The organism is Streptomyces sp. CNH287, from assembly GCF_000424825.1.
This window is the reverse complement of record NZ_AUKQ01000019.1, coordinates 1-20050: the sequence shown is the minus strand read 5'-3', so window position 1 is coordinate 20050 and position 20050 is coordinate 1. Positions and strand designations below refer to the sequence as shown.

16 protein-coding genes are annotated in these 20050 nt (G+C 73.1%); 14 read left to right on the top strand and 2 right to left on the bottom strand.

Features of this window, described 5'->3' with window-relative positions:
- The first annotated feature begins 205 nt into the window (after positions 1 to 205).
- The 5 genes from H299_RS0119805 to H299_RS0119785 all read left to right on the top strand — a co-directional run bounded on the left by H299_RS0119805 (position 206) and on the right by H299_RS0119785 (position 8518).
- A complete protein-coding gene (locus H299_RS0119805; protein WP_027749827.1) occupies positions 206 to 469 on the top strand; it encodes a WhiB family transcriptional regulator in 264 nt (87 codons plus the stop codon).
- Between the two features lie 1062 nt (positions 470 to 1531).
- Positions 1532 to 2359: an AfsR/SARP family transcriptional regulator gene (locus H299_RS0119800; RefSeq protein ID WP_027749826.1), complete on the top strand. Its 828-nt coding sequence runs from the start codon at positions 1532 to 1534 to the stop codon at positions 2357 to 2359.
- 192 nt (positions 2360 to 2551) lie between these two features.
- Positions 2552 to 2968, top strand: coding sequence for an enediyne antibiotic chromoprotein (locus tag H299_RS0119795; RefSeq protein ID WP_037759770.1), 417 nt, complete (start codon positions 2552 to 2554; stop codon positions 2966 to 2968).
- Positions 2969 to 3239: 271 nt separating this feature from the next.
- Positions 3240 to 6980, top strand: a complete 3741-nt coding sequence (locus tag H299_RS0119790) for a glycosyltransferase family 2 protein (RefSeq protein ID WP_027749824.1) — start codon at positions 3240 to 3242, stop codon at positions 6978 to 6980.
- Positions 6977 to 8518 (top strand): DUF5719 family protein, encoded by a 1542-nt coding sequence (locus tag H299_RS0119785; RefSeq protein ID WP_027749823.1) that lies wholly within the window; start codon positions 6977 to 6979, stop codon positions 8516 to 8518. Before H299_RS0119790 ends, H299_RS0119785 begins: the two co-directional genes overlap by 4 nt.
- Positions 8519 to 8579: 61 nt before the next feature.
- On the opposite strand, the gene H299_RS0119780 is transcribed toward H299_RS0119785, so the two are convergent.
- Positions 8580 to 9026 (bottom strand): metallopeptidase family protein, encoded by a 447-nt coding sequence (locus H299_RS0119780; RefSeq protein ID WP_027749822.1) that lies wholly within the window; start codon positions 9024 to 9026, stop codon positions 8580 to 8582.
- Between the two features lie 187 nt (positions 9027 to 9213).
- On the opposite strand from H299_RS0119780, the gene H299_RS0119775 reads away from it, so the two are divergent.
- The 8 genes from H299_RS0119775 to H299_RS0119740 all read left to right on the top strand — a co-directional run bounded on the left by H299_RS0119775 (position 9214) and on the right by H299_RS0119740 (position 17640).
- Positions 9214 to 9606, top strand: a complete 393-nt coding sequence (locus H299_RS0119775; protein WP_027749821.1) for a DUF3499 domain-containing protein — start codon at positions 9214 to 9216, stop codon at positions 9604 to 9606.
- A 153-nt stretch (positions 9607 to 9759) separates the two neighbouring features.
- Entirely contained in the window at positions 9760 to 11127 is a 1368-nt protein-coding gene (locus tag H299_RS0119770; RefSeq protein WP_027749820.1) for a phosphomannomutase/phosphoglucomutase, read from the top strand.
- Positions 11128 to 11313: 186 nt separating this feature from the next.
- Positions 11314 to 11529 (top strand): Trm112 family protein, encoded by a 216-nt coding sequence (locus H299_RS0119765; protein WP_027749819.1) that lies wholly within the window; start codon positions 11314 to 11316, stop codon positions 11527 to 11529.
- 45 nt (positions 11530 to 11574) lie between these two features.
- On the top strand, positions 11575 to 12768 hold the full coding sequence (locus H299_RS0119760; protein ID WP_027749818.1) for an SIS domain-containing protein: 1194 nt from the start codon (positions 11575 to 11577) through the stop codon (positions 12766 to 12768).
- A gap of 78 nt (positions 12769 to 12846) precedes the next feature.
- Positions 12847 to 14067 carry a mannose-6-phosphate isomerase, class I gene (gene manA / locus H299_RS0119755; RefSeq protein ID WP_027749817.1) on the top strand — a complete coding sequence of 407 codons (1221 nt, stop codon included), beginning with the start codon at positions 12847 to 12849 and terminating at the stop codon, positions 14065 to 14067.
- Positions 14068 to 14121: 54 nt separating this feature from the next.
- On the top strand, positions 14122 to 15042 hold the full coding sequence (locus H299_RS35115) for a cation diffusion facilitator family transporter (RefSeq protein ID WP_037759750.1): 921 nt from the start codon (positions 14122 to 14124) through the stop codon (positions 15040 to 15042).
- Positions 15043 to 15447: 405 nt separating this feature from the next.
- Complete coding sequence (gene ahcY, locus H299_RS0119745; RefSeq protein WP_027749816.1) at positions 15448 to 16914, top strand: adenosylhomocysteinase; 1467 nt, start codon at positions 15448 to 15450, stop codon at positions 16912 to 16914.
- A gap of 99 nt (positions 16915 to 17013) precedes the next feature.
- Positions 17014 to 17640 carry a hypothetical protein gene (locus tag H299_RS0119740; protein ID WP_027749815.1) on the top strand — a complete coding sequence of 209 codons (627 nt, stop codon included), beginning with the start codon at positions 17014 to 17016 and terminating at the stop codon, positions 17638 to 17640.
- Between the two features lie 35 nt (positions 17641 to 17675).
- Here the strand turns inward: H299_RS0119740 and H299_RS0119735 are convergent, their stop codons facing one another.
- Positions 17676 to 18629, bottom strand: a complete 954-nt coding sequence (locus H299_RS0119735; RefSeq protein ID WP_027749814.1) for an RDD family protein — start codon at positions 18627 to 18629, stop codon at positions 17676 to 17678.
- An 80-nt stretch (positions 18630 to 18709) separates the two neighbouring features.
- Between H299_RS0119735 and H299_RS0119730 the strand changes: the two genes are divergently transcribed.
- Positions 18710 to 19717 carry a stage II sporulation protein M gene (locus tag H299_RS0119730; protein ID WP_027749813.1) on the top strand — a complete coding sequence of 336 codons (1008 nt, stop codon included), beginning with the start codon at positions 18710 to 18712 and terminating at the stop codon, positions 19715 to 19717.
- The last annotated feature ends 333 nt before the right edge of the window (positions 19718 to 20050 follow it).

The following is a 20050-nucleotide window of genomic DNA, read 5'->3' as shown; positions in this document are numbered from 1 at the left end:
CATCCGCTCGGCGGGTATGTCATAGTTTGTAGCTATTTGAAGACTTACCGGATCTCCTTGGTTCCGCAGAGTGAATAACGGGCGCAATAGCAGATCTCGGCTTGACTGGCCCGGATCGGCGCACTTGTAATTTCACTCGTGTCGTTCAGGCGGAATCGGTAACGGCTGCATCACGGGGACGTAAAGACGGACGAGGGGCGCGCACATGACCGAGCTGTTCGAACAACTGCTGGTCGACGAGGCGGACGAGGAGCTCGGCTGGCAGGAGCGCGCGCTGTGCGCCCAGACCGACCCGGAGTCGTTCTTCCCCGAGAAGGGTGGATCTACGCGTGAGGCGAAGAAGGTCTGTCTTGCGTGTGAGGTCCGTTCCGAATGCCTGGAGTACGCACTCGCCAACGACGAACGCTTCGGGATCTGGGGCGGGCTCTCCGAGCGCGAGCGCCGGCGGCTGAAGAAGGCGGCCATCTGAGGGCGGTCCGGTGGGTCCCTTCGGGCCCGCGACGCCCGGCTCCGCGCCGTGCTGTGCCGTGTGGTCGGAGTCGCCCGGGTACGCCCCGCGGAAGGGTGGTCCTCCGCCTCGCCGTGCACGGCACCGGACACCGCGGACCGCTCCGCAGAGATCCACCGGGCTGCCCCCGGGGGCGGCCCACGCGGCCAGGGCCGTGCCCGCCGCTCCGTGGCGGCGCTCCGAATTCTTTCTGGAATTACGAATTCCGTTCAGCTCCGCACAGGTGAAGATCGCGACTCGATCGCAGATCACCCAATCCCCGTCGCGCCCGGACCTGTCGTGACCGCTTCCGCGGGTGGAGCGGGTCGTCGGATCGCTTCGTGTGGCGGCGGGCCCGGTGTTCGTATCACGCAACCCTCGCGCGCTGTCGCGCGGCTGACGCCGCGTATTCACCAAGCGGGGGTAAAAAACGAGGACTACCAAGGGTTGACAAACCGTCTGCGCTGTTTCTTTAATCATATGGTTCGTGTACGTCCGGTGTGGTAAGTCCCGTCTCAGGAGCGGACACGGTGAGTTCGCGTGGCCCGCGCCGCATGCTCGAACTGGGGGAAGCATGAGCACCGCAGTGCTGGGCTCGCCGACCGCGGGGGAGTGTGGAGGAGCGGCTGAGCCCGTTTCCGCGTGCCGTCGGCCGGGGAGTGCGCGACGGGCTGCCCCGGCTGCCCCGGCTTCCGTGAATTCGGCGAGCACGGCCCGTGCCCTGCGTCCGCTGCCCGGTGAGGGCGCCGTCTGGTGATCGGCTGTTCCCGTTCCCCGGTGGCCGTACGAGTCCGGGCCGCGCCCGAAGGGGCGCACTTCGCGGGCCGTGGTGCCCGAACGGCACCTCTGCCGCTTCCATTTCCTGCTCACCGGAGGAATGTGTTGGAAAATAATGGAGGTTGACCGAGTGAGAGGTCGAAAACGCTTATGTATTTGCTTGTTCGTGGCGCCGAGTGAAAGGAAAGGCAGCCCGCGGCAGGACGGAATCTACGGCTCGGGTACCGGCTCGGAATCGGAGGAGTCCGGCGAGGTACGGAGGAAGCAGTGAAGGTGAAAGTTCTGGGGCCGCTGAGTGTCGAGGTCAACGGCGTCTCCGTAGTTCCGACCGCGGGAAAGCCCCGGCAGATACTGGCTTTGCTCGCCCTCTGTCCGGGCCGGGTCCTGCCCGTTCAGACATTGATGGAGGAGATCTGGGGCGCGGACCTCCCGGCGAGCGCGCTCACCACTCTGCAGACGTACATCCTCCAGTTACGAAGAAGGATGGCCGCCGTGCTGGAACCAGGCGCGGCCGGCGCGGCCTCGGCCAAAGAAGTGCTTGCCACCCAGCACGGCGGCTACCGCCTCCAGCTCCCCTGCGAAGGGCTGGACGCGCACGAGTACGAACGCCTGGTCTCCCAGGGACGGCAGGCGTTCGAGGCGGGGGACGACGACCGGGCGGCCCGCGCCTTCCGGGCGGCCCTCGGACTGTGGACGGGCCCGGCGCTGGTGGACGTACGGGCCGGCGCGGTCCTGGAGAACGAGGTCACCCGGCTCGAGGAGAGCCGCCTGGTCACCATGGAGCGGCGGATCGACGCCGAGCTGCGGCTGGGCAGGCACACCGAACTCATCGCCGAACTGGCCGACCTGGTCGGCCGGCACCCGCAGCACGAGGGCCTGCACGCGCAGGCCATGGTGGCGCTCTACCGCTCCGGGCGCCAGGCGTCCGCGCTCGACGCCTACCGCCGGCTGCGCGGACGGCTCATCGAGGACCTGGGGGTGGAACCCTCCCCCCGGCTCCAACGGCTGCACCAGGCGATGCTCGCCGTCGACCCGCAGCTCGAAGTCGTCGCCGGGCCGCGCCGCACCTCGACGTTCGACCTCTACGCGGCCTGACTCCCGGCCGGAAACCCGGCTGCCCCCCGGCCCTTACCCCCACCTGTGAAGCGAGCCCGGTGCGAGCACCGGCCGGCCGGACACCGTCTGCGGGACTCAAGTGAGGCTCAAGTGAGGCTCCCTCGGCGTCGCCCAGTGTGAGAGCGCGCGATCAGTGCAAGGCACCCCAACCTGCATGAGGTGGAGATGAACATGCTCGTGAACCGTTCCCGTTTCTCCAAGATCGGCGCCGTGGGCGCCGCGGCCGCCGCGACGCTCCTGTTCGCCGGCACCGCCTCGGCGTCGGCCGCTCCGGCGGTCACCGTCACCCCGAGCACCGGTCTGACCGACGGTCAGTCCGTGGCCGTGGCGGGAACGGGCTACACCGCCGGAACCAACGTCGGCGTGAGCCAGTGCGTCCAGGACACCATCTGCGCCAACGACACCGTGCACACCCCGGCCGCGGCGGACGGCACCTTCTCGGCCTCCTACACCGTGAAGAAGACGTTCCAGGCGACCGACTGGTCCACCGGTCAGGTCGTCACGGTCGACTGTGCCGTGAGCCAGTGCCAGGTCGTCGCCTGGGAGGAGGTGGGCGGGCCCGTGGCCGTGCCCATCAGCTTCCAGTGACCGGCCGCTGACCGTCAGCGGGTCGCGCACCTGATCAGCTGACGTACGGGCCGCCTCCGCCCCACCCGGGCCGGAGGCGGCCCGTCCGCATGTCCGGCCCCTCCCCGTGAGGCCGCGGGCGGCCGGGCGGCGGCCGGGCGGAGGCAGCGCGGGCGGGACGAGGACCGGCCCGGCGCCGAGCCGTTAGTGTGGGGCACCGTCCGAGACGTGTCGGCCCCCGCAGGGGGCGTACGCGTCCACCGCAGTCCACCCAAACGGGGCCCCTACCTCGATGTCCGTGCACAGTCACTCGGCGGCCCAACACGAGGCGGCCACAGCAGGGTTGACCTCCACCCCGACGCCGCCCGCCTACGCCAGGCATGTCGTCACCGCCGTGATCGTCTCGCACGACGGCGCACGCTGGCTGCCCGAGGCGCTGGCCGGACTGACCGGCCAGGAGCGCCCGGTCCAGAACGTCGTCGCCGCCGACACCGGCAGCGCGGACGACTCCGCCACCCTCCTGACCGAGTCCCTCGGCCCCGCACGGGTGCTGCACATGGCCCGGCGCACCGGCTTCGGCACCGCCGTGGAGGAGGCCGTCCGTACGGCCGGGGTGCTCACCCCGGACGACCTCCCGTATCTCAAGCGGCCCAGCGGCTGGGACCCGGCCACCCGCAGCTGGCGCGACGACGCCTACGACATGCCGGAACTCCCCTACGGCGAGCCCGTCCAGTGGCTGTGGCTGCTGCACGACGACTGCGCCCCCGAGCCGGACGCGCTCGAGCGGCTGCTGCACGTCGTCGACGCCGACCCCTCGGTCGTGATCGCCGGACCCAAGCTGCGCAGCTGGTACGACCACCGGCAGCTGCTCGAGGCGGGCGTCACCATCGCCCACAGCGGACGCCGCTGGACCGGCGTCGAGCGGCGTGAACAGGACCAGGGGCAGCACGACCTCGTACGGCCCGTCCTCTCCGTCTCCACCGCCGGGATGCTCATCCGCCGCGACGTCTTCGAGCAGCTCGGCGGGTTCGACCAGCGACTCCCGCTCATGCGGGACGACGTCGACCTGTGCTGGCGTGCCCACTCCGCCGGGCACCGGGTGCTCGTCGTCCCCGACGCCGTGCTGCGGCACGCCGAGGCGGCCTCCCGCGAGCGCCGTCCGGTCGACTGCGTGGGGCGCGGCGGCGGCGCCAGCCCGCACCGCGTCGACAAGGCAGGGGCCGTCTACACGCTGCTCGCCAACAGCCGCACCGCCGTGCTCCCCTGGGTGCTGCTCCGGCTGGTGCTCGGCACCCTGGTGCGCACCCTGGCGTATCTCGTCGGCAAGGTGCCCGGCCAGGCCCTCGACGAGGTGGGCGGCCTCTTCGGCACCCTGCTGCGGCCCCTGCGGATCACCGGCGCGCGGCGCAGCCGCGGCAAACCGGCGGTCAGCCAAGGCGACCTGCGGGCGCTCTTCCCGCCGCCCGGCGCGACCGTACGGGCCACCGTCGAGCAGATCGCCGGGAGCCTCGGCGGCCGTACCGAGGCCGAACCCTCCTCCGGCGGACGGCACGGCGCCGTCGAGTCCGGGCCGGGGGACGAGGACGCGGACTTCCTGGAGGTCGAGCAGTTCGCCCGGCTCAAGCGGCTCGCGCACAAGCCCGGTCCGCTGCTCTTCGGCGTCCTGCTGCTGGTCTCGCTCGTCGCCTGCCGCTCCCTGCTGGGCGGCGGCGCGCTGGCGGGCGGCGCCCTGCTGCCCGCGCCCGCCGACGCCTCCGACCTGTGGTCGCACGTCTACGACGGCTGGCACCCGGTGGGCATCGGCGGCACCGAGACCGCGCCGCCCTACCTCGGCATCGTCGCCGCGCTGGCCACCCTGCTCCTCGGCAGCACCGGGCTCGCCCTCACCCTGCTGCTGGTCTGCTCCGTGCCGCTGGCCGGACTGACCGCCTACTTCGCCTCCCGCCCGCTGGCCGAATCCCGGCTGGTACGCGCCTGGGCGAGCGTGGCGTACGCCTTCCTGCCTGCGGCCACCGGCGCGCTGGCGGGCGGGCGCATCGGCACCGCCGTACTGGCGATCACTCTGCCGCTGCTGGCCCGCACCGCGGTCGCCGCGAGCGGACTGCGCGGCGCCGCCTCCTGGCGCGCGGCCTGGGGCTTCGCGCTGCTGCTCGCCCTCACCACCGCCTTCACCCCGGTCGTGTGGCCGCTGACGCTGGTGCTCGTGCTCGTCGTGCTTGCGCTGCCCGTCCTCCCGGGCGTGGCAGCGGGCGGCAACTTCGCCGGCACCGCGCTGCGCGCCCTGATCGTGCTGGCCACTCCTCTGGTGCTGCTGGCACCGTGGTCGATGACGCTGCTCGGCAGCCCGTCCCGCTTCCTCGACGAGGCGGGCCTGCCGTACGGCGAGGGCTCCGCCGACGCACTGGACCTGCTCACCCTCACCCCCGGCGGCCCGGGGACGCCCGCCGGGCTGCTGCTCGTCGGGATCGTCCTCGCCGCCCTCGCCGCTCTGCTGCGCCCCGACCGGCGCCGCGCGACGCTCGCCGCCTGGGTGGTGGCGCTGACCGGGCTGCTCTTCGCCGCCCTCACCAACGGTTCCGGCTGGGCCGGTCCCGCCACCCTCGTCTACGGCCTGGCACTGCTGTCGGCCGCGGCCGTGGGCGCCGACGGGGCGCGCGAACGCGTCGCCTCGCGCAGCTTCGGCTGGCAGCAGCCGGTCGCCGCGCTGATCGCCGCCGCCGCCGTGCTCGCCCCGCTGATCGCCGCCGCCGGATGGATGTCGGACGGCGCCGACGGGCCGCTCTCGCGGCGCGACCCGGTGCAGGTGCCCGCGTTCGTCGCGGAGGAGAGCGGCACCAAGGACCAGGCCCGTACGCTCGTGCTCGCCGCGGATTCGGCGCGGGACTCCGGCGTCTCGTACGCGCTGGTGCGCGGTTCCGGCGCCCGACTGGGCGACGCCGAACTGACCGCCGCCGCGGGCGAGGACGACCGGCTCGGCGGCGTCGTGGCCAACCTCGTCGCGGGCTCCGGCGCCGACCAGACCAGCCAGCTGGGCGGCTACGCCGTCCGCTACGTGCTCGTACGCGACGGCGCGCCGCGCGAGATGGGCCGGGTGCTGGACGCGACCCCCGGCCTGACCCGGCTCAGCCAGGAGGACGGCAGTGCGCTGTGGAGTGTGGAGGCGGACGTCTCGCGGGTCTCCATCGTGCCGGGCACCGGAGCGCGGAAGGACGGTTCCGCGGGTGCGGTGACCGCGCCCGTGCCGGTCGCCGCGGGGCCGGTCGAGGCGCACACCGATATCCCCTCCGGGCCGGACGGCCGGGTCCTGCGCCTCGCGGACGCGGCGGACGGCGGCTGGCAGGCCACGCTCGACGGCGAGCCGCTCAAACCGGTCACCGTCGACGGCTGGGCGCAGGGGTTCGAACTGTCCACGGACGGCGGGCGGCTGGACCTGACGTACGAGACTCCGCTGTCACACACCGGATGGGTGTGGGCGCAGGGCCTGCTCGCCGTCGTGGTGCTCGTGCTCGCCTTGCCGGGGCGGCGGCGCGAGGTCGACGACGACCTGCCGGAGGTGGCGGCGGCGCCCGTGCCCGCGCAGCCGGTGGCGGGTGAGGGGCGGCGGGCGCGCAGGCTGCGCGCGGCGGCGGAGGCGGGGGCCGAGAGCGAGGCGGAGGGGGGAGCCGAGGCGGCGGCCGGAGCGCCGCCGGTGCCCGGGCAGCCGCCGTACGAGGCGGTGCACGAGGCGCCGTACGAGCCTCCGTACGAGCCGCAGCCGCAGTTCGCGCCTGACCACGGGGGCGACCACGCGTCGCAGGACTACGGGAACGGCGGCTACCAGCAGCCGTACGGCCAGCCCTACGAGCCGCAGTACGACCAGGGGTACGACCAGGCCCCGCCCCCGCCCCCGCAACCCCCGCAGCAGCCGCCCTACGGCGACTGGCAGCCGCAGCCGCAGCAGCCCGCCGAGCCGTACGGCTACGACCCCGGCGGCTACGACGGCTACGACGGCTACGACGGCACCCCGTACGGCAACAGGAGCGACCAGCAGTGAACCGCACCACCCTCGCCCTGATCGGCGCCGTCACCGCGCTCGCCGCGGTCACCGGTGTCGGCGCGCTCACCGTGCCCGAGGACTCCGGGGACACGGCCGACAGCGCTTCGTCGACCGAGCGGCTGCCCGTGGAGCGGTCCACCCGGTTGTGCCCGAAGCCGACCACGTCGGAACTGGGCGAGACCGAGTACACGGCGTTCACGCCGAAGGGCGGGGCCGGCGGCAAGGGCAGCGCGGAGCTGTTCCCTGCCGAGTACTCCGACCCCGCCGCCCCGGACGGAAAAGACGACAAGGACGACAAGGCTGACAAGGACGACGGCGGGGACGGCGCGCGCACCAAGCCCGTGCTCCCCCTCAAGGAGCCGGGCAAGCCGGTCGCCACCCGCACCGACCGCTCCGACGCCCCCGCCCTGATCGGTTCCGCCGACGGCCCGCTCGCCCCCGGCTGGACCGTTCAGCAGACCACCACCGTGAGCGCCGGAGCCGGCCGCGGCCTGCACGGCGCGGTCTGTACGGACGCAGACACGGACTTCTGGTTCCCCGCCGCGAGCACCGCGGCGGAGCGGCAGGACTACGTCCACCTGACCAACCCGGACCAGTCCTCCGCGGTCGTCGACCTGGAGCTGTACGGCAAGAACGGCCGGATCAAGACGGCCGCGGGCGAAGAGATCAGCGTCCCGGCGCGCTCCACCGTGCCGGTGCTGCTCTCCACGCTCACCCCCGAGCCGGTCACCAACGTGGCGGTCCACGCCGTCGTCCGCTCCGGCCGGGTCGCCGCCCACGTGCAGGCGCTCGACACGAAGCTGGGCGGCGACTGGCTGCCCCCGGCCGCCGAACCGAGCCCGACCGCCGTACTGCCCGGCATCCCGGCCGACGCGACGTCCGTACGCCTGATGGTGGTGGCCCCGGGCGGAGAGGACGCGGACCTGAAGGTACGGCTGGCGGCACCGACCGGGCAGCTGACCCCGGCGGGCCACGAGACGCTGCACGTGAAGGCGGGCATGAGCATGGCCGTCGACCTCGCGGACCTGACCAGGGGCGAGGCCGGTTCGCTGATCCTCTCGCCGTCCGGCGAGGGCAAGGCCGCCCCGGTCGTCGCCGCGCTGCGCGTGACCAGGGGGAAGGGCGCCGAGCAGGAGACGGCGTTCATCCCCGCCACGGCCCCCGTCGAGGAGCGCGCCACCGCGGCCGACAACCGGGCCAAGGGCACGACGCTCTCGCTGGTGGCGCCCGGCAAGTCGGCCCGGGTACGGGTCACCGCGTCGCCGGGCAGCGGCGGCGGGACGCCGCGCACCGAGGACTACACGGTCAAGGCCGGTGCCACGCTGGCCGTCACCCCGCCCGTCCCGGCGGGCGGCAAGGGGGCGTATGCCCTGACGGTCGAGCGGCTCTCCGGAGGCGAGGTCCACGCGGCACGCACGCTCGAGCGGAAGCAGGACGGCATCCCGATGTTCACGGTGCAGTCGCTGCCGGACGACGAGGGGACCGTCTCCGTACCGGCGGCGGAGCAGGACCTGTCGATGCTGACGGGCCGCTGAGCCGGGCCGGGCGCGCGGCGGGCGGGACGTACGCGGCGTACGCCTGCCGCGCGCGCCGCCGTCACTCCTGTCCGTACCTCGGGTCGACCGACTCGGGGGAGAGGCCGAGCAGTTCGGCGACCTGCTCGACCACCACCTCGTGCACCAGCAGTGCGCGGTCGTCGCGGGTCTTGGTCCGCAGCTCCACCGGGCGCCGGTAGACGATCACGCAGTCAGGGCGGTCGGCGTGCGCCGGCACGACCCGCCCCAGCGGTACGGCGGCGGCCTCCTCGAGTTCGCCGCCGTCCGCGCGCGGTACCTCCTGCACGGCGAAGTCGACCCCCGCCAGCTGGGGCCAGTACCGCTCCAGCCGGTCGGCCGAGTCACGCACCAGATCGTCGAACCGCTCCGCCCGGCTGGTCGCCAGCGGCACCTGCGGCGGGGCGACCGGGCCGCGCATGCCACGGCCGTGGCGGTCGCGGCGGCGTGGCCGCGATTCGGCGGGGCGGGGCGGGACCGGGTCGCTCATCACCTCTGAGCCTAGCCTTCGCGCGGGCGCGCCACGCGCACCCGCCGCGCCCCGCCGCACGGCGCGGTCCGCGCGCCTGGCAGGAGCCTGGCGCGCGGGCGGGCGCGGGCGCGCGGGCACGACACGGCGGGGTGACGTCCGGTGGAGTCGTCGCAGCCCGCTCAAGAGTGCGGTACCGTCCAACGTCGTGAGTCCTGTACGCCGCTGTTCGCGCACCGCGTGCGGTCGCCCTGCCGTGGCGACGCTGACCTATGTCTACGCGGACTCCACCGCCGTGCTCGGCCCCCTCGCCACCTACGCCGAACCGCACTGCTACGACCTGTGCGCCGAGCACTCGGCGCGGCTGACCGCCCCGCGCGGCTGGGAAGTCGTCCGGCTCGCGCTCGACTCGGCCCCGCCCCGCCCCAGCGGCGACGACCTGGAGGCCCTGGCGGACGCCGTACGCGAGGCCGCCCGTACGCACCGCGGCAGGCCGGGGCGCGGGGAGCCGCCCCCGATGGGGCCGGGCGGGCGCGACGCCGATCCGATGGAGGTCGCCCGGCGCGGGCACCTGCGGGTGCTCCGCTCACCGGAGCCCTGAGGCGGGTGCCTGGCGCGGGTGCCTGGCGCGGGTGCCTGGCGGTCGGGGTCCTGAAGATCACCATGGCCGTAACACGCCCTCCTCAACTGCCGCCGCCGCGCCTGCGGGTAGGTTTGGGGCTCCGTTCGAGGACTCCTGGAGGGCTTGGTCGCCGTGGCTGATCTGTCGCAGATCGTGAAGGCGTACGACGTGCGCGGTGTCGTACCGGACCAGTGGGACGAGCCGCTCGCGGAGCTGTTCGGTGCGGCCTTCGTACAGGTCACCGACGCCGACGCGATCGTGGTCGGGCACGATATGCGGCCCTCCTCGCCCGGCCTGTCGGAGGCCTTCGCGCGCGGCGCCGCCGGGCGGGGCGCGGACGTCACCCTGATCGGGCTGTGCTCCACCGACCAGCTCTACTTCGCCAGCGGCAGCATGGGGCTGCCGGGCGCGATGTTCACCGCGTCGCACAACCCGGCCCAGTACAACGGCATCAAGATGTGCCGGGCCGGCGCGGCACCCGTCGGCCAGGAGACCGGGCTGGCCGAGATCCGCGCGCTGGTGGAGGAGTGGTCGGCCGACGGCTCCGCCGGGCCGCCCGCCACGGAGGCGCCCGAGGGCTCGCTCACCCGGCGCGACACCCTCGCCGACTACGCCGCCTATCTGCGCGGCCTGGTGGACCTCTCCGCGATCCGCCCGCTGAAGGTCGTGGTGGACGCGGGCAACGGCATGGGCGGCCACACCGTCCCCACCGTCTTCGACGGGCTGCCGCTCACGCTGGACGCGATGTACTTCGAGCTGGACGGCACCTTCCCCCACCACGAGGCGAACCCGCTCGACCCGGCCAACATCGTCGACCTCCAGGCGCGCGTACGCGAGACCGGGGCCGACCTCGGGCTCGCCTTCGACGGCGACGCCGACCGCTGCTTCGTGGTCGACGGGCGTGGCGAGCCGGTCTCGCCCTCCGCGATCACCGCGCTGGTCGCCGCACGCGAACTGGCCAAGTCGCCCGGCGCCACCGTCATCCACAACTGCATCACCTCCTGGTCGGTGCCCGAGGTCGTCCGGGAGTCGGGGGGCAAGCCGGTACGCACCCGTGTCGGGCACTCGTTCATCAAGCAGGAGATGGCCGCGACCGGCGCGATCTTCGGCGGCGAGCACTCGGCGCACTACTACTTCCGCGACTTCTGGAACGCCGACACCGGCATGCTGGCCGCCCTGCACGTACTGGCCGCGCTCGGCGGCCAGAGCGGGCCGCTCGAGGAACTGGTGGCCGCGTACGACCGCTACGCCTCATCCGGGGAGATCAACAGCACGGTCGCCGACCAGGCCGCCAGCTCCGTCGCCGTGCGCGCGGCCTACACCGGCCGCGACGGCGTCACCCTCGACGAGCTGGACGGGCTGACCGTGACGGCGGGCGACTGGTGGTTCAACCTGCGCCCCTCCAACACCGAGCCGCTGCTGCGCCTCAACGTGGAGGCGCGGGACGCGGATACCGTCGCGGAGGTCCGCGACACGGTTCTCGGCCTGATCCGCGGCTGACGGCGGCCCCGGCCGTCGCGGGCGGAGGGCTCCGGCCGCTCCGGTGCTCCGGCGCACCTGCGCACCGCCGCGCGGCGGCGGTCCGGCCGGTGAACCGCCAGCCGCCCGCGACTGGTCCGCGCCCCGCTGCGGCCCGGCGGTACGCTGGGCCGCACAGCGCCGCCCGCCTCTGAAGGGACATCCCCCATGCCGCTCGAAGCCGGCCTTCTCGAGATCCTCGCCTGCCCGGCGTGCCACGCGCCGCTCCGTGAGGAGCCGGGCGCCGACGGCCCGGACGCGGAGGCCGACGCCTCCTCCGGCGGCGAGCTGGTCTGCACCGGAGGTGCGGACTGCGGCCTCGCGTACTCGATCCGGGACGACATCCCGGTCCTGCTCGTGGACGAGGCACGCCGCCCCGGCTGACACCCGCCCGACGCCTGCCCGACGACTGATCGGAGGCTCGAACCCATGCTTGACGAGTCCCTGCTGGACGCACCCGACGCGCTGGCCCGCGCCGACGCGGCAGGGTTGCTGCTCGGCGCGGCGGAGTCCGGGGCCCGCACCCGCACCGCCATACGGCAGGCCGACGACGCCGGGCTCGCCGGACTGCAGCCCGACGGGCGGCCCCGCTCCGTCCTGGTCGCCGGGCCGGGCCCGGCCGCCGGCTGCGTGGCCGACCTGCTCGGCGCGTTCTGCAACGGCGGCCTGCCGGTCACGCTGCTCCGCCCCACCGGCGCCCTCGCGGCCCCCGCCGCGCTCGGCTGGGTCCTGCCCGGCTGGGCGGGCCCCCTCGACCTGCTGCTGCTCATCACCTCCGGCGGCGACGAACCGGGTCTGGAAGCGCTCGTCGAGCAGGCGTACCGGCGCGGATGCACCGTCGTGGCCGTCGCCCCGCCGCGCTCCGCGCTGACGGAGGCGATGGGGCAGACCCGCGGGCTGGCCGTCCCGCTGGCGACCAGCCCCGCCGCCGGCTACGAGCCCACCCGCTACGAGCCCGCCGCCCACGAGCGGGACGGCGCCCCCGTACCGGCCCGGACACCCGTCACCCGGCCCGGCACCCTGTGGGCACTGATCACCCCGCTCCTCGTGCTCGTCGACCGGCTCGGCCTGGTCTCCGCCCCGCCGACCGCGCTCCAGAAGCTCGCCGACCGGCTGGACCGCGTCGCCGAGCGGTGCGGCCCTGCCGTCGACACCTACAGCAACCCCGGCAAGACGCTGGCCGTGGAGCTGGCGGGTTCGCTGCCGCTGCTGTGGAGCGAGGGCCCGCTCGCGGGCGCTGCCGCCCGGCACGCCGCCACCCTCCTCGGCGCCCTCGCCGGGCGGCCCGCGCTGGCAGCTCCGCTGCCCGAGGCACTCGAGGCGCACGGCGCGATGCTCACCGGTGCGCTCACGACCGCGGGCGATCCGCAGCAGGACTTCTTCCGCGACCGCGTCGAGGACCCGGAGTCGCTGCACCCCCGGGTGGTACTCCTGCGCGAGCAGGGCCTGGCGCGGGACTCGGCGGCCGTCGCCGCCCGGGAGCTGGCGTACGCACACGACACGCCGCTGAGCGAACTGGAGCCCGCCGAGGGCAGCAGCCCGCTGGAAGCCGCGGCCGAGCTGATCGCCACGCTGGATTTCGCCGCCGTTTACCTCACGCTTGCCGTCGGCGACGCATCCTGATCGCCAGCAACCGCATCGCCGGCAGGTCGCCGCCTCCTGGCCGTCGGCCGTACACAGAGTCAGGAAAGCCCGCACGCCATGGACCGTCTCGACAACTCCGTGCGCCCCTATGCCTGGGGCTCCGCCACCGCACTGCCCGAGCTGCTCGGCGTGCCGCCCACCGGAGAGCCGCAGGCCGAGATGTGGATGGGCGCGCATCCCGGCGCCCCGTCGCGCGTCGACCGCGGTGCCGGGACGGCCACGCTCCCGGAGGTGATCGCGGCCGACCCGCAGGGCGAGCTGGGCGCGGCAGCCACGGCGGCCTTCGGGCCGCGCCTGCCCTTCCTGTTCAAGGTGCTCGCGGCGGCCTCGCCCCTCTCGCTCCAGGTGCACCCCGATCTGACGCAGGCGGCCGAGGGCTTCGCGGCCGAGGAAGCGGACGGCGTACCTCCGGACGCACCGCACCGCAACTACAAGGACGCCAACCACAAGCCCGAACTGCTCTGCGCCCTCACCCCGTTCGAGGGGCTGTGCGGCTTCCGGCGCGCGCCGGAAGCCGCACAGCTGCTGGCCGGACTGGACGTGGACGACCTCAAGCCGTACGCGGACATCCTGCGCGCCAGCCCGGAGGGCGACGCCCTGCGCGAGGTGCTCACCGCGCTGCTGACCGCCGACCGAGCGGCACTGGCGGAGACCGTCGCCCTGACGGCCGCCGCCGCCGAGCGGCTCGGCGGCGGTGACGGCGGCACCGCCCCGGCCGGTACGCCGCAGGCCGCGTACGCCGCCAGTGCCTCGCTCGCCCGGCACTACCCCGGTGACCCCGGCGTCGTCGCCGCGCTGCTCCTCAACCACGTACGGCTCCAGCCCGGCGAGGCCATGTACCTCGGCGCGGGCGTCCCGCACGCCTACCTCTCCGGACTCGGCGTCGAACTGATGGCCAATTCGGACAACGTGCTGCGCTGCGGCTTGACCCCCAAGCACGTCGACGTGCCGGAACTGCTGCGCGTCGTCCGCTTCGAGGGCGGCGCCCCCGAGATCCTCCGCCCGGAGCCGGACGGCGCCGGTGAGGAGGTGTACGCGACTCCCGTCGGCGAGTTCCGGCTCTCCCGGCTGCTCCTGGCACCGGGCGGCCGGAGCCGGGAACTGAGCGGCGGGACGCCCCAGATCCTGCTGTGCACGGTCGGCCGCGCCCGCCTGCGCGACCTGGCGGACGGCTCCGAACTGGTCCTGGAACGCGGGCAGTCGGCGTATGTGAGCGCATGGAGCCGCCCCGAGGTCTCGGGTGACGGTACGCTCTTCCGCGCCACCGTGGCCGTCTAGACAAGGCGGCGGCCGGGGCACCGAAACCACCCCGAGAGAGGGACCCCCCTTCGTATGAGTGCAGCAGGCGGAACGAAGGCGATCGTCGCCGCGCTGGTCGCGAACGCGGCCATCGCGGTGGCCAAGTTCGTGGCCTTCGCCTTCAGTGGCTCTTCCTCGATGCTCGCCGAAGGCGTGCACTCCGTCGCCGACTCGGGCAACCAGGCGCTGCTCCTGCTCGGCGGGAAGAAGGCGAAGAAGGCGGCCAGCGAGGAACACCCCTTCGGCTACGGCCGGGAGCGATACGTCTACAGCTTCCTGGTCGCGATCGTGCTCTTCTCCATCGGCGGCGTCTTCGCGCTCTACGAGGGCTACGAGAAGATCAAGAACCCGCACGAGATCGACCACTGGTACTGGCCGGTGGGTGTCCTGGTCTTCGCGATCATCGCCGAGACCTTCTCCTTCCGTACGGCGATCAAGGAGTCGAACGCGGTTCGCGGCAAGCTCACCTGGACGCAGTTCGTTCGCCGGGCCAAGGCTCCGGAACTGCCCGTCGTGCTGCTCGAGGACCTCGGCGCGCTCGTCGGCCTGATCCTCGCGCTCGGCGGCGTCGGGCTCGCCCTCGCCACCGGCGACGGGGTGTGGGACGGCATCGGCACCCTGTGCATCGGCGTACTGCTCGTGCTCATCGCGATCGTCCTCGCGGCCGAGACGAAGTCGCTGCTGCTCGGGGAAGCGGCCGACGCCACCCAGGTCGCGCGCATCCGCGAGGCGCTTGTCGACGAGGACACCGTCACCCGCGTCATCCACATGCGCACGCTGCACCTGGGACCGGAGGAACTGCTCGTCGCCGCGAAGGTGGCGGTGCGTCACGACGACACGGCGGCCGACGTCGCGCACGCGATCAACGCCGCGGAGGAGCGCATCCGCGAGGCGGTGCCCATCGCACGGGTGATCTACCTGGAGCCGGACATATACCGCGGCGACGCCACGTAGCCACCGCGACGCCCACCTCCCGTCCCACCGCGAGGAGTCGGATTCGGCCCTCGTCGCGCGCCGAGGGCCCGGCCGTGCCCCCGGCCACACCGGGCCGGGGCCGAAAACCGACCCACGGTCGGTCTTGCACCGGTACGAAGCCATCCGCTCGACTGGGGGAGCGGTGTAGATTCGTAGAGCACAGACGTCGCTGCTGATGGCGGTCGGGCGATCCGTACCCGGATCACCGAGGGAGAGAGGGCCTCCGACGGACTGTGCTGCGAGCAGGGGAGACGTGTGCCCGCCGGCGGACAAGGCCATGCAGACCATGGCCCTGCCGCCCGACGAGGCACGCCACGCGTCGGCCCGCTGCGCCGCAGCACGGACCAGCCAGCCACACCTCGACATCCCGAGGAGCAGCCAAGAATGACGACGACCGCCACGACCACCACCGAGCAGGACTTCAAGGTCGCAGACCTCTCCCTCGCGGCCTTCGGCCGCAAGGAGATCGCGCTGGCCGAGCACGAGATGCCCGGTCTGATGGCGATCCGCAAGGAGTACGCCGCGCAGCAGCCGCTGGCGGGCGCGCGGATCACCGGCTCGCTGCACATGACCGTGCAGACCGCCGTGCTCATCGAGACCCTGGTCGCCCTCGGCGCCGAGGTGCGCTGGGCCTCCTGCAACATCTTCTCCACCCAGGACCACGCCGCCGCCGCTGTCGCGGTCGGCCCCGACGGCAGCGTGGACGCCCCCAAGGGCGTGCCGGTGTTCGCCTGGAAGGGCGAGTCGCTGGAGGAGTACTGGTGGTGCACCGAGCAGGCGCTCAGCTGGCCCGGCACCCCCACCGGCGGACCGAACATGATCCTCGACGACGGCGGCGACGCGACCCTCCTCGTCCACAAGGGCGTCGAGTACGAGAAGGCTGGCGCCGCTCCGGCCGTCTCCACCGCCGAGAACGACGAGCACCGGGTCATCCTGGAGGTGCTCAACCGCACCCTCGCCGAGAACCCGACCAAGTGGACGAGGCTGGCCTCGGAGATCCGCGGGGTCACCGAGGAGACCACCACCGGAGTCCACCGGCTCTACGAGATGCACCAGGCCGGTTCCCTGCTGTTCCCGGCGATCAACGTCAACGACGCCGTGACCAAGTCGAAGTTCGACAACAAGTACGGCTGCCGCCACTCGCTGATCGACGGCATCAACCGCGCCACCGACGTGCTGATCGGCGGCAAGACGGCCGTGGTCTGCGGCTACGGCGACGTCGGCAAGGGCTGCGCCGAGTCGCTGCGCGGCCAGGGCGCCCGCGTCATCGTCACCGAGATCGACCCGATCTGCGCCCTCCAGGCGGCGATGGACGGCTACCAGGTCGCCACCCTCGACGACGTCGTCGAGACGGCCGACCTCTTCATCACCACCACGGGCAACAAGGACATCATCATGGCCTCGGACATGGCCAGGATGAAGCACCAGGCCATCGTCGGGAACATCGGCCACTTCGACAACGAGATCGACATGGCCGGCCTCGCCGCCATCGACGGGATCGTCAAGGACGAGGTCAAGCCGCAGGTCCACACCTGGACCTTCCCCGAGGGCAAGGTCCTGATCGTGCTGTCCGAGGGCCGCCTGCTCAACCTGGGCAACGCCACCGGACACCCGTCGTTCGTGATGTCGAACTCCTTCGCCGACCAGACGATCGCGCAGATCGAGCTGTTCACCAAGCCGGAGTCGTACCCGACCGACGTCTACGTGCTGCCCAAGCACCTCGACGAGAAGGTCGCGCGGCTCCACCTGGACGCCCTGGGCGCCAGGCTCACCACGCTGCGCCCCGAGCAGGCGGCGTACATCGGCGTCCCGGTCGAGGGCCCGTACAAGTCGGACCTCTACCGCTACTGAGCCGCGAGCGGCACCCTCCGCACAGGCACAGCGCCTCCGCGCCAGGCCCCCGCCCCCGCCGGGCGGGGGCCTTCGGCCTGCCCGCCGTAGAGTCGCCCTATGCCACGCGGTCGCTACTCGCTCCATGATCCGCACGATCACACCCCCCTCGGCGAGGAACACTTCCACTGCGCCACCGGCCCCACCGGCTGGCGCTACGTCTCCCAGATCACCGGTACGGCCGGCGACCACGTGGGCTCCGTCGATCTCACCCTCGACGCCCTTGGACGCCCCGTACGCCTCGAGCTGCACGCCATGGGCTGGCGCGTACGCGGCGCCGCACTCGACGGCGTCACCTGGGTCCGCAGCTCGCCCTCGGGAGAGGACGCCCAGGAAGGCAACGTAGCCGCCCACTCGTTCACCGGTGCCTCCCCCGCCTTTCTCGTCGCCACGGCGCTGCTGCTGCGCCCCGCCGCCCGCGCGCTGCCGACCCGCACACGCCTGGTCGCCTTGACGGCGCCCGTGCTGGCCCCCCGGACCGTCGACCAGTCCTGGGCACGTGGAACCAGCGAAACACACCCGGCGGACAACGCCCCTCTGGTTGTGGATAACTATCAGGTGAGCGACCTTGCGACGGGGGAGCAGCAGACCGTGCACCTGGCCGGTGACGTGGTCCTGGCCGCTCCGGGCATCGAGCTGGAGGACCTGGAGTCCCCGCCCTCGTCCTTCCCCTCGGCCTCCGGCTGACCCGCGGGCGCAGCTGAACGGGGCGGGCGTGCGTGTCAGCCGGGCGGCGCGAAGCCGGAACGCGTACGCGGTGGCTCGTCCGGCCGCCCCGCGCCCCGGCCCGTGTCGGCACCCGGCACGGCACCCGGCGGCGCGAACCCGCCCGGCCCACCCGCCCCACCAGCCCCTTCCGGCACCGGCGGAGCCACCGCCGGCCCGGACGGCACCGGCTGCCCGGCAGCCGCGGGCGCGCCACTGCCGGGCCCGAAGGCCCGGTACGCGTCCCGCGCCTGCCGCTCCGCCACCACGCCCGCGAGAAAGGCGGCGGCCGGCAGCCCCTGCGGCACCGCCGCTCCTGTGCAGGCCCGCACATCCTCCGCCAGCCGCTCCGCCATCGCGTGCGAGACGGTCTCGTCCAGCTGCCCGGCCCGCATCAGGTACTGCCGTACGGCCAGCCACAGCGCGTCCGGCACCCGTGAGAGGTCCAGCTCACCGAAGTGACCCGCCAGCCAGGGCGGCGGCGGGGGCACCCGGGCACCCGCCCGTGCGGCAGGCACCCGCTCCCGTACGACCAGCGTCCCGGCGAACACGTCCCCGATCCGCCGCCCCCGGCCGGAGACCAGCGAGGCGATGCAGGCGATGACCCCCACGCAGAACTGGATCTCCACAAGGCCCATCGCCCCGCGCACCAGAGCGTGCCGGAACCGCACCGGCCCGCCGTCCTCCTGGACGACCCGCAGGCCGCAGACCAGCTTGCCCGCCGAGCGCCCCCGGCTGAGTGTCTCGACGGCGATCGGCACACCCACGGGAACCAGTAGGAAGAGTCCTACCTGGACCGCCGCCATCGCGGCGTCGTCCAAGGACTGCGCGGCTGTCAGCAGCGTGAGGGAGAGCAGGATGTACACCGCCCAGACCAGCACCAGGTCGATGAAGACGGCCAGCGCACGGCTCGGCAGCTTCGCGGGCCGCAGCCCGAGCACGACCGCGTCACCCGTCACCAGTTGACTCACCGGCTGTCCTCCTTCGCAGTGCCACAACCGTCGTCCGGACAGTCTGCCGCGCGGGACGGACCGTCTGCCAAGCTCTCCCCATGGACCTCGATGTCTTCGTCTCCAGCCACCGGGCGGAGTGGGACCGGCTGGACGCACTCCTGCGCACCCGCCGACGGCTGACCGGAGCCGAGGCGGACGAGCTCGTCTTCCTCTACCAGCGCACCGCCACCCATCTCTCCCAGGTGCAGTCCAGCGCCCCGGACCCCGCGCTCATCGGCCGCCTCACCACACTTGTGGCCCGCGCCCGCAGTGCGGTGACCGGCGCCCGCCGGGCCTCCTGGCGGGACGTCACCCGCTTCTTCACGGCCGGCTTCCCCGCAGCGCTCTACCGCACCCGGCACTGGTGGGTGCCCACCGCCCTGCTCTCCACGGTCGTGGCCGCGCTCATCGGCTGGTGGATCGGTACCCATCCGGAGGTCCAGGCGGCGATCGCCGCGCCCGACCAGCTCCGGGAGATGACCCGTCCCGGCGGCGACTACGAGACGTACTACTCCAGCCACCCCGCCACCTCGTTCGCGGCGCAGGTCTGGACGAACAACGCCCAGGCGGTCGGGATCTGCCTGGTCTTCGGCGCCTTCCTGGGCCTTCCGGTGCTCTGGGTGCTCTTCCAGAACCTGCTCAACCTCGGCATCGGCATCGGCCTCATGCACTCGGCCGGCCGGCTCGACATCTTCCTCGGGCTGATCCTCCCGCACGGCCTCCTGGAGCTGACGGCGGTATTCGTCGCGGCGGGCACGGGCCTCCGCCTGGGCTGGACGGTGGTCGATCCCGGGCACCGCAGCCGTCGTACGGCACTCGCGGCGGAGGGGCGCGCGGCTATCGGGATGGCGCTGGGGCTGGCGGCCGTCCTGTTCGTCTCCGGCGCGATTGAGGGCTTCGTGACGCCGTCCGGCCTGCCGACCTGGGGCCGGATCGCCATCGGCGTCATCGCCGAGCTGGCCTTTCTGGCGTACGTGTACGTGGTCGGCCGCCGGGCGGTGCTGGCCGGGGAGACGGGGGACGTGGAGGCCGCGGACCGCCCGGCCGAGCAGCCGACCGCAGCCTGATGTGCGTGCGGCTCTGCCGACCTGCTAATGTCTCCCGAGTCCAAAGGGAACCGTTGACACGGGGCCTTGCGGGCAGTAGATTCGAACAGTTGCCCCGAACTCGATGAGAGCGGGAGCCGCAGTGAGTATCTTCTTCGGCTTCATCACGTGCACTCCATTTCTGGATTGAGACGTCGAAGCCCCTCGAAACTTCCAGTGAATTTCTTCTGGTAGAGTCGGGAACACGAAATACCGAAGGGAAAGCCCGGAGGGTGTCGGAGACGGCATTCGAAGGAAGCGTCCGTTCTTTGAGAACTCAACAGCGTGCCAAAAGTCAACGCCAGATATGTTGAT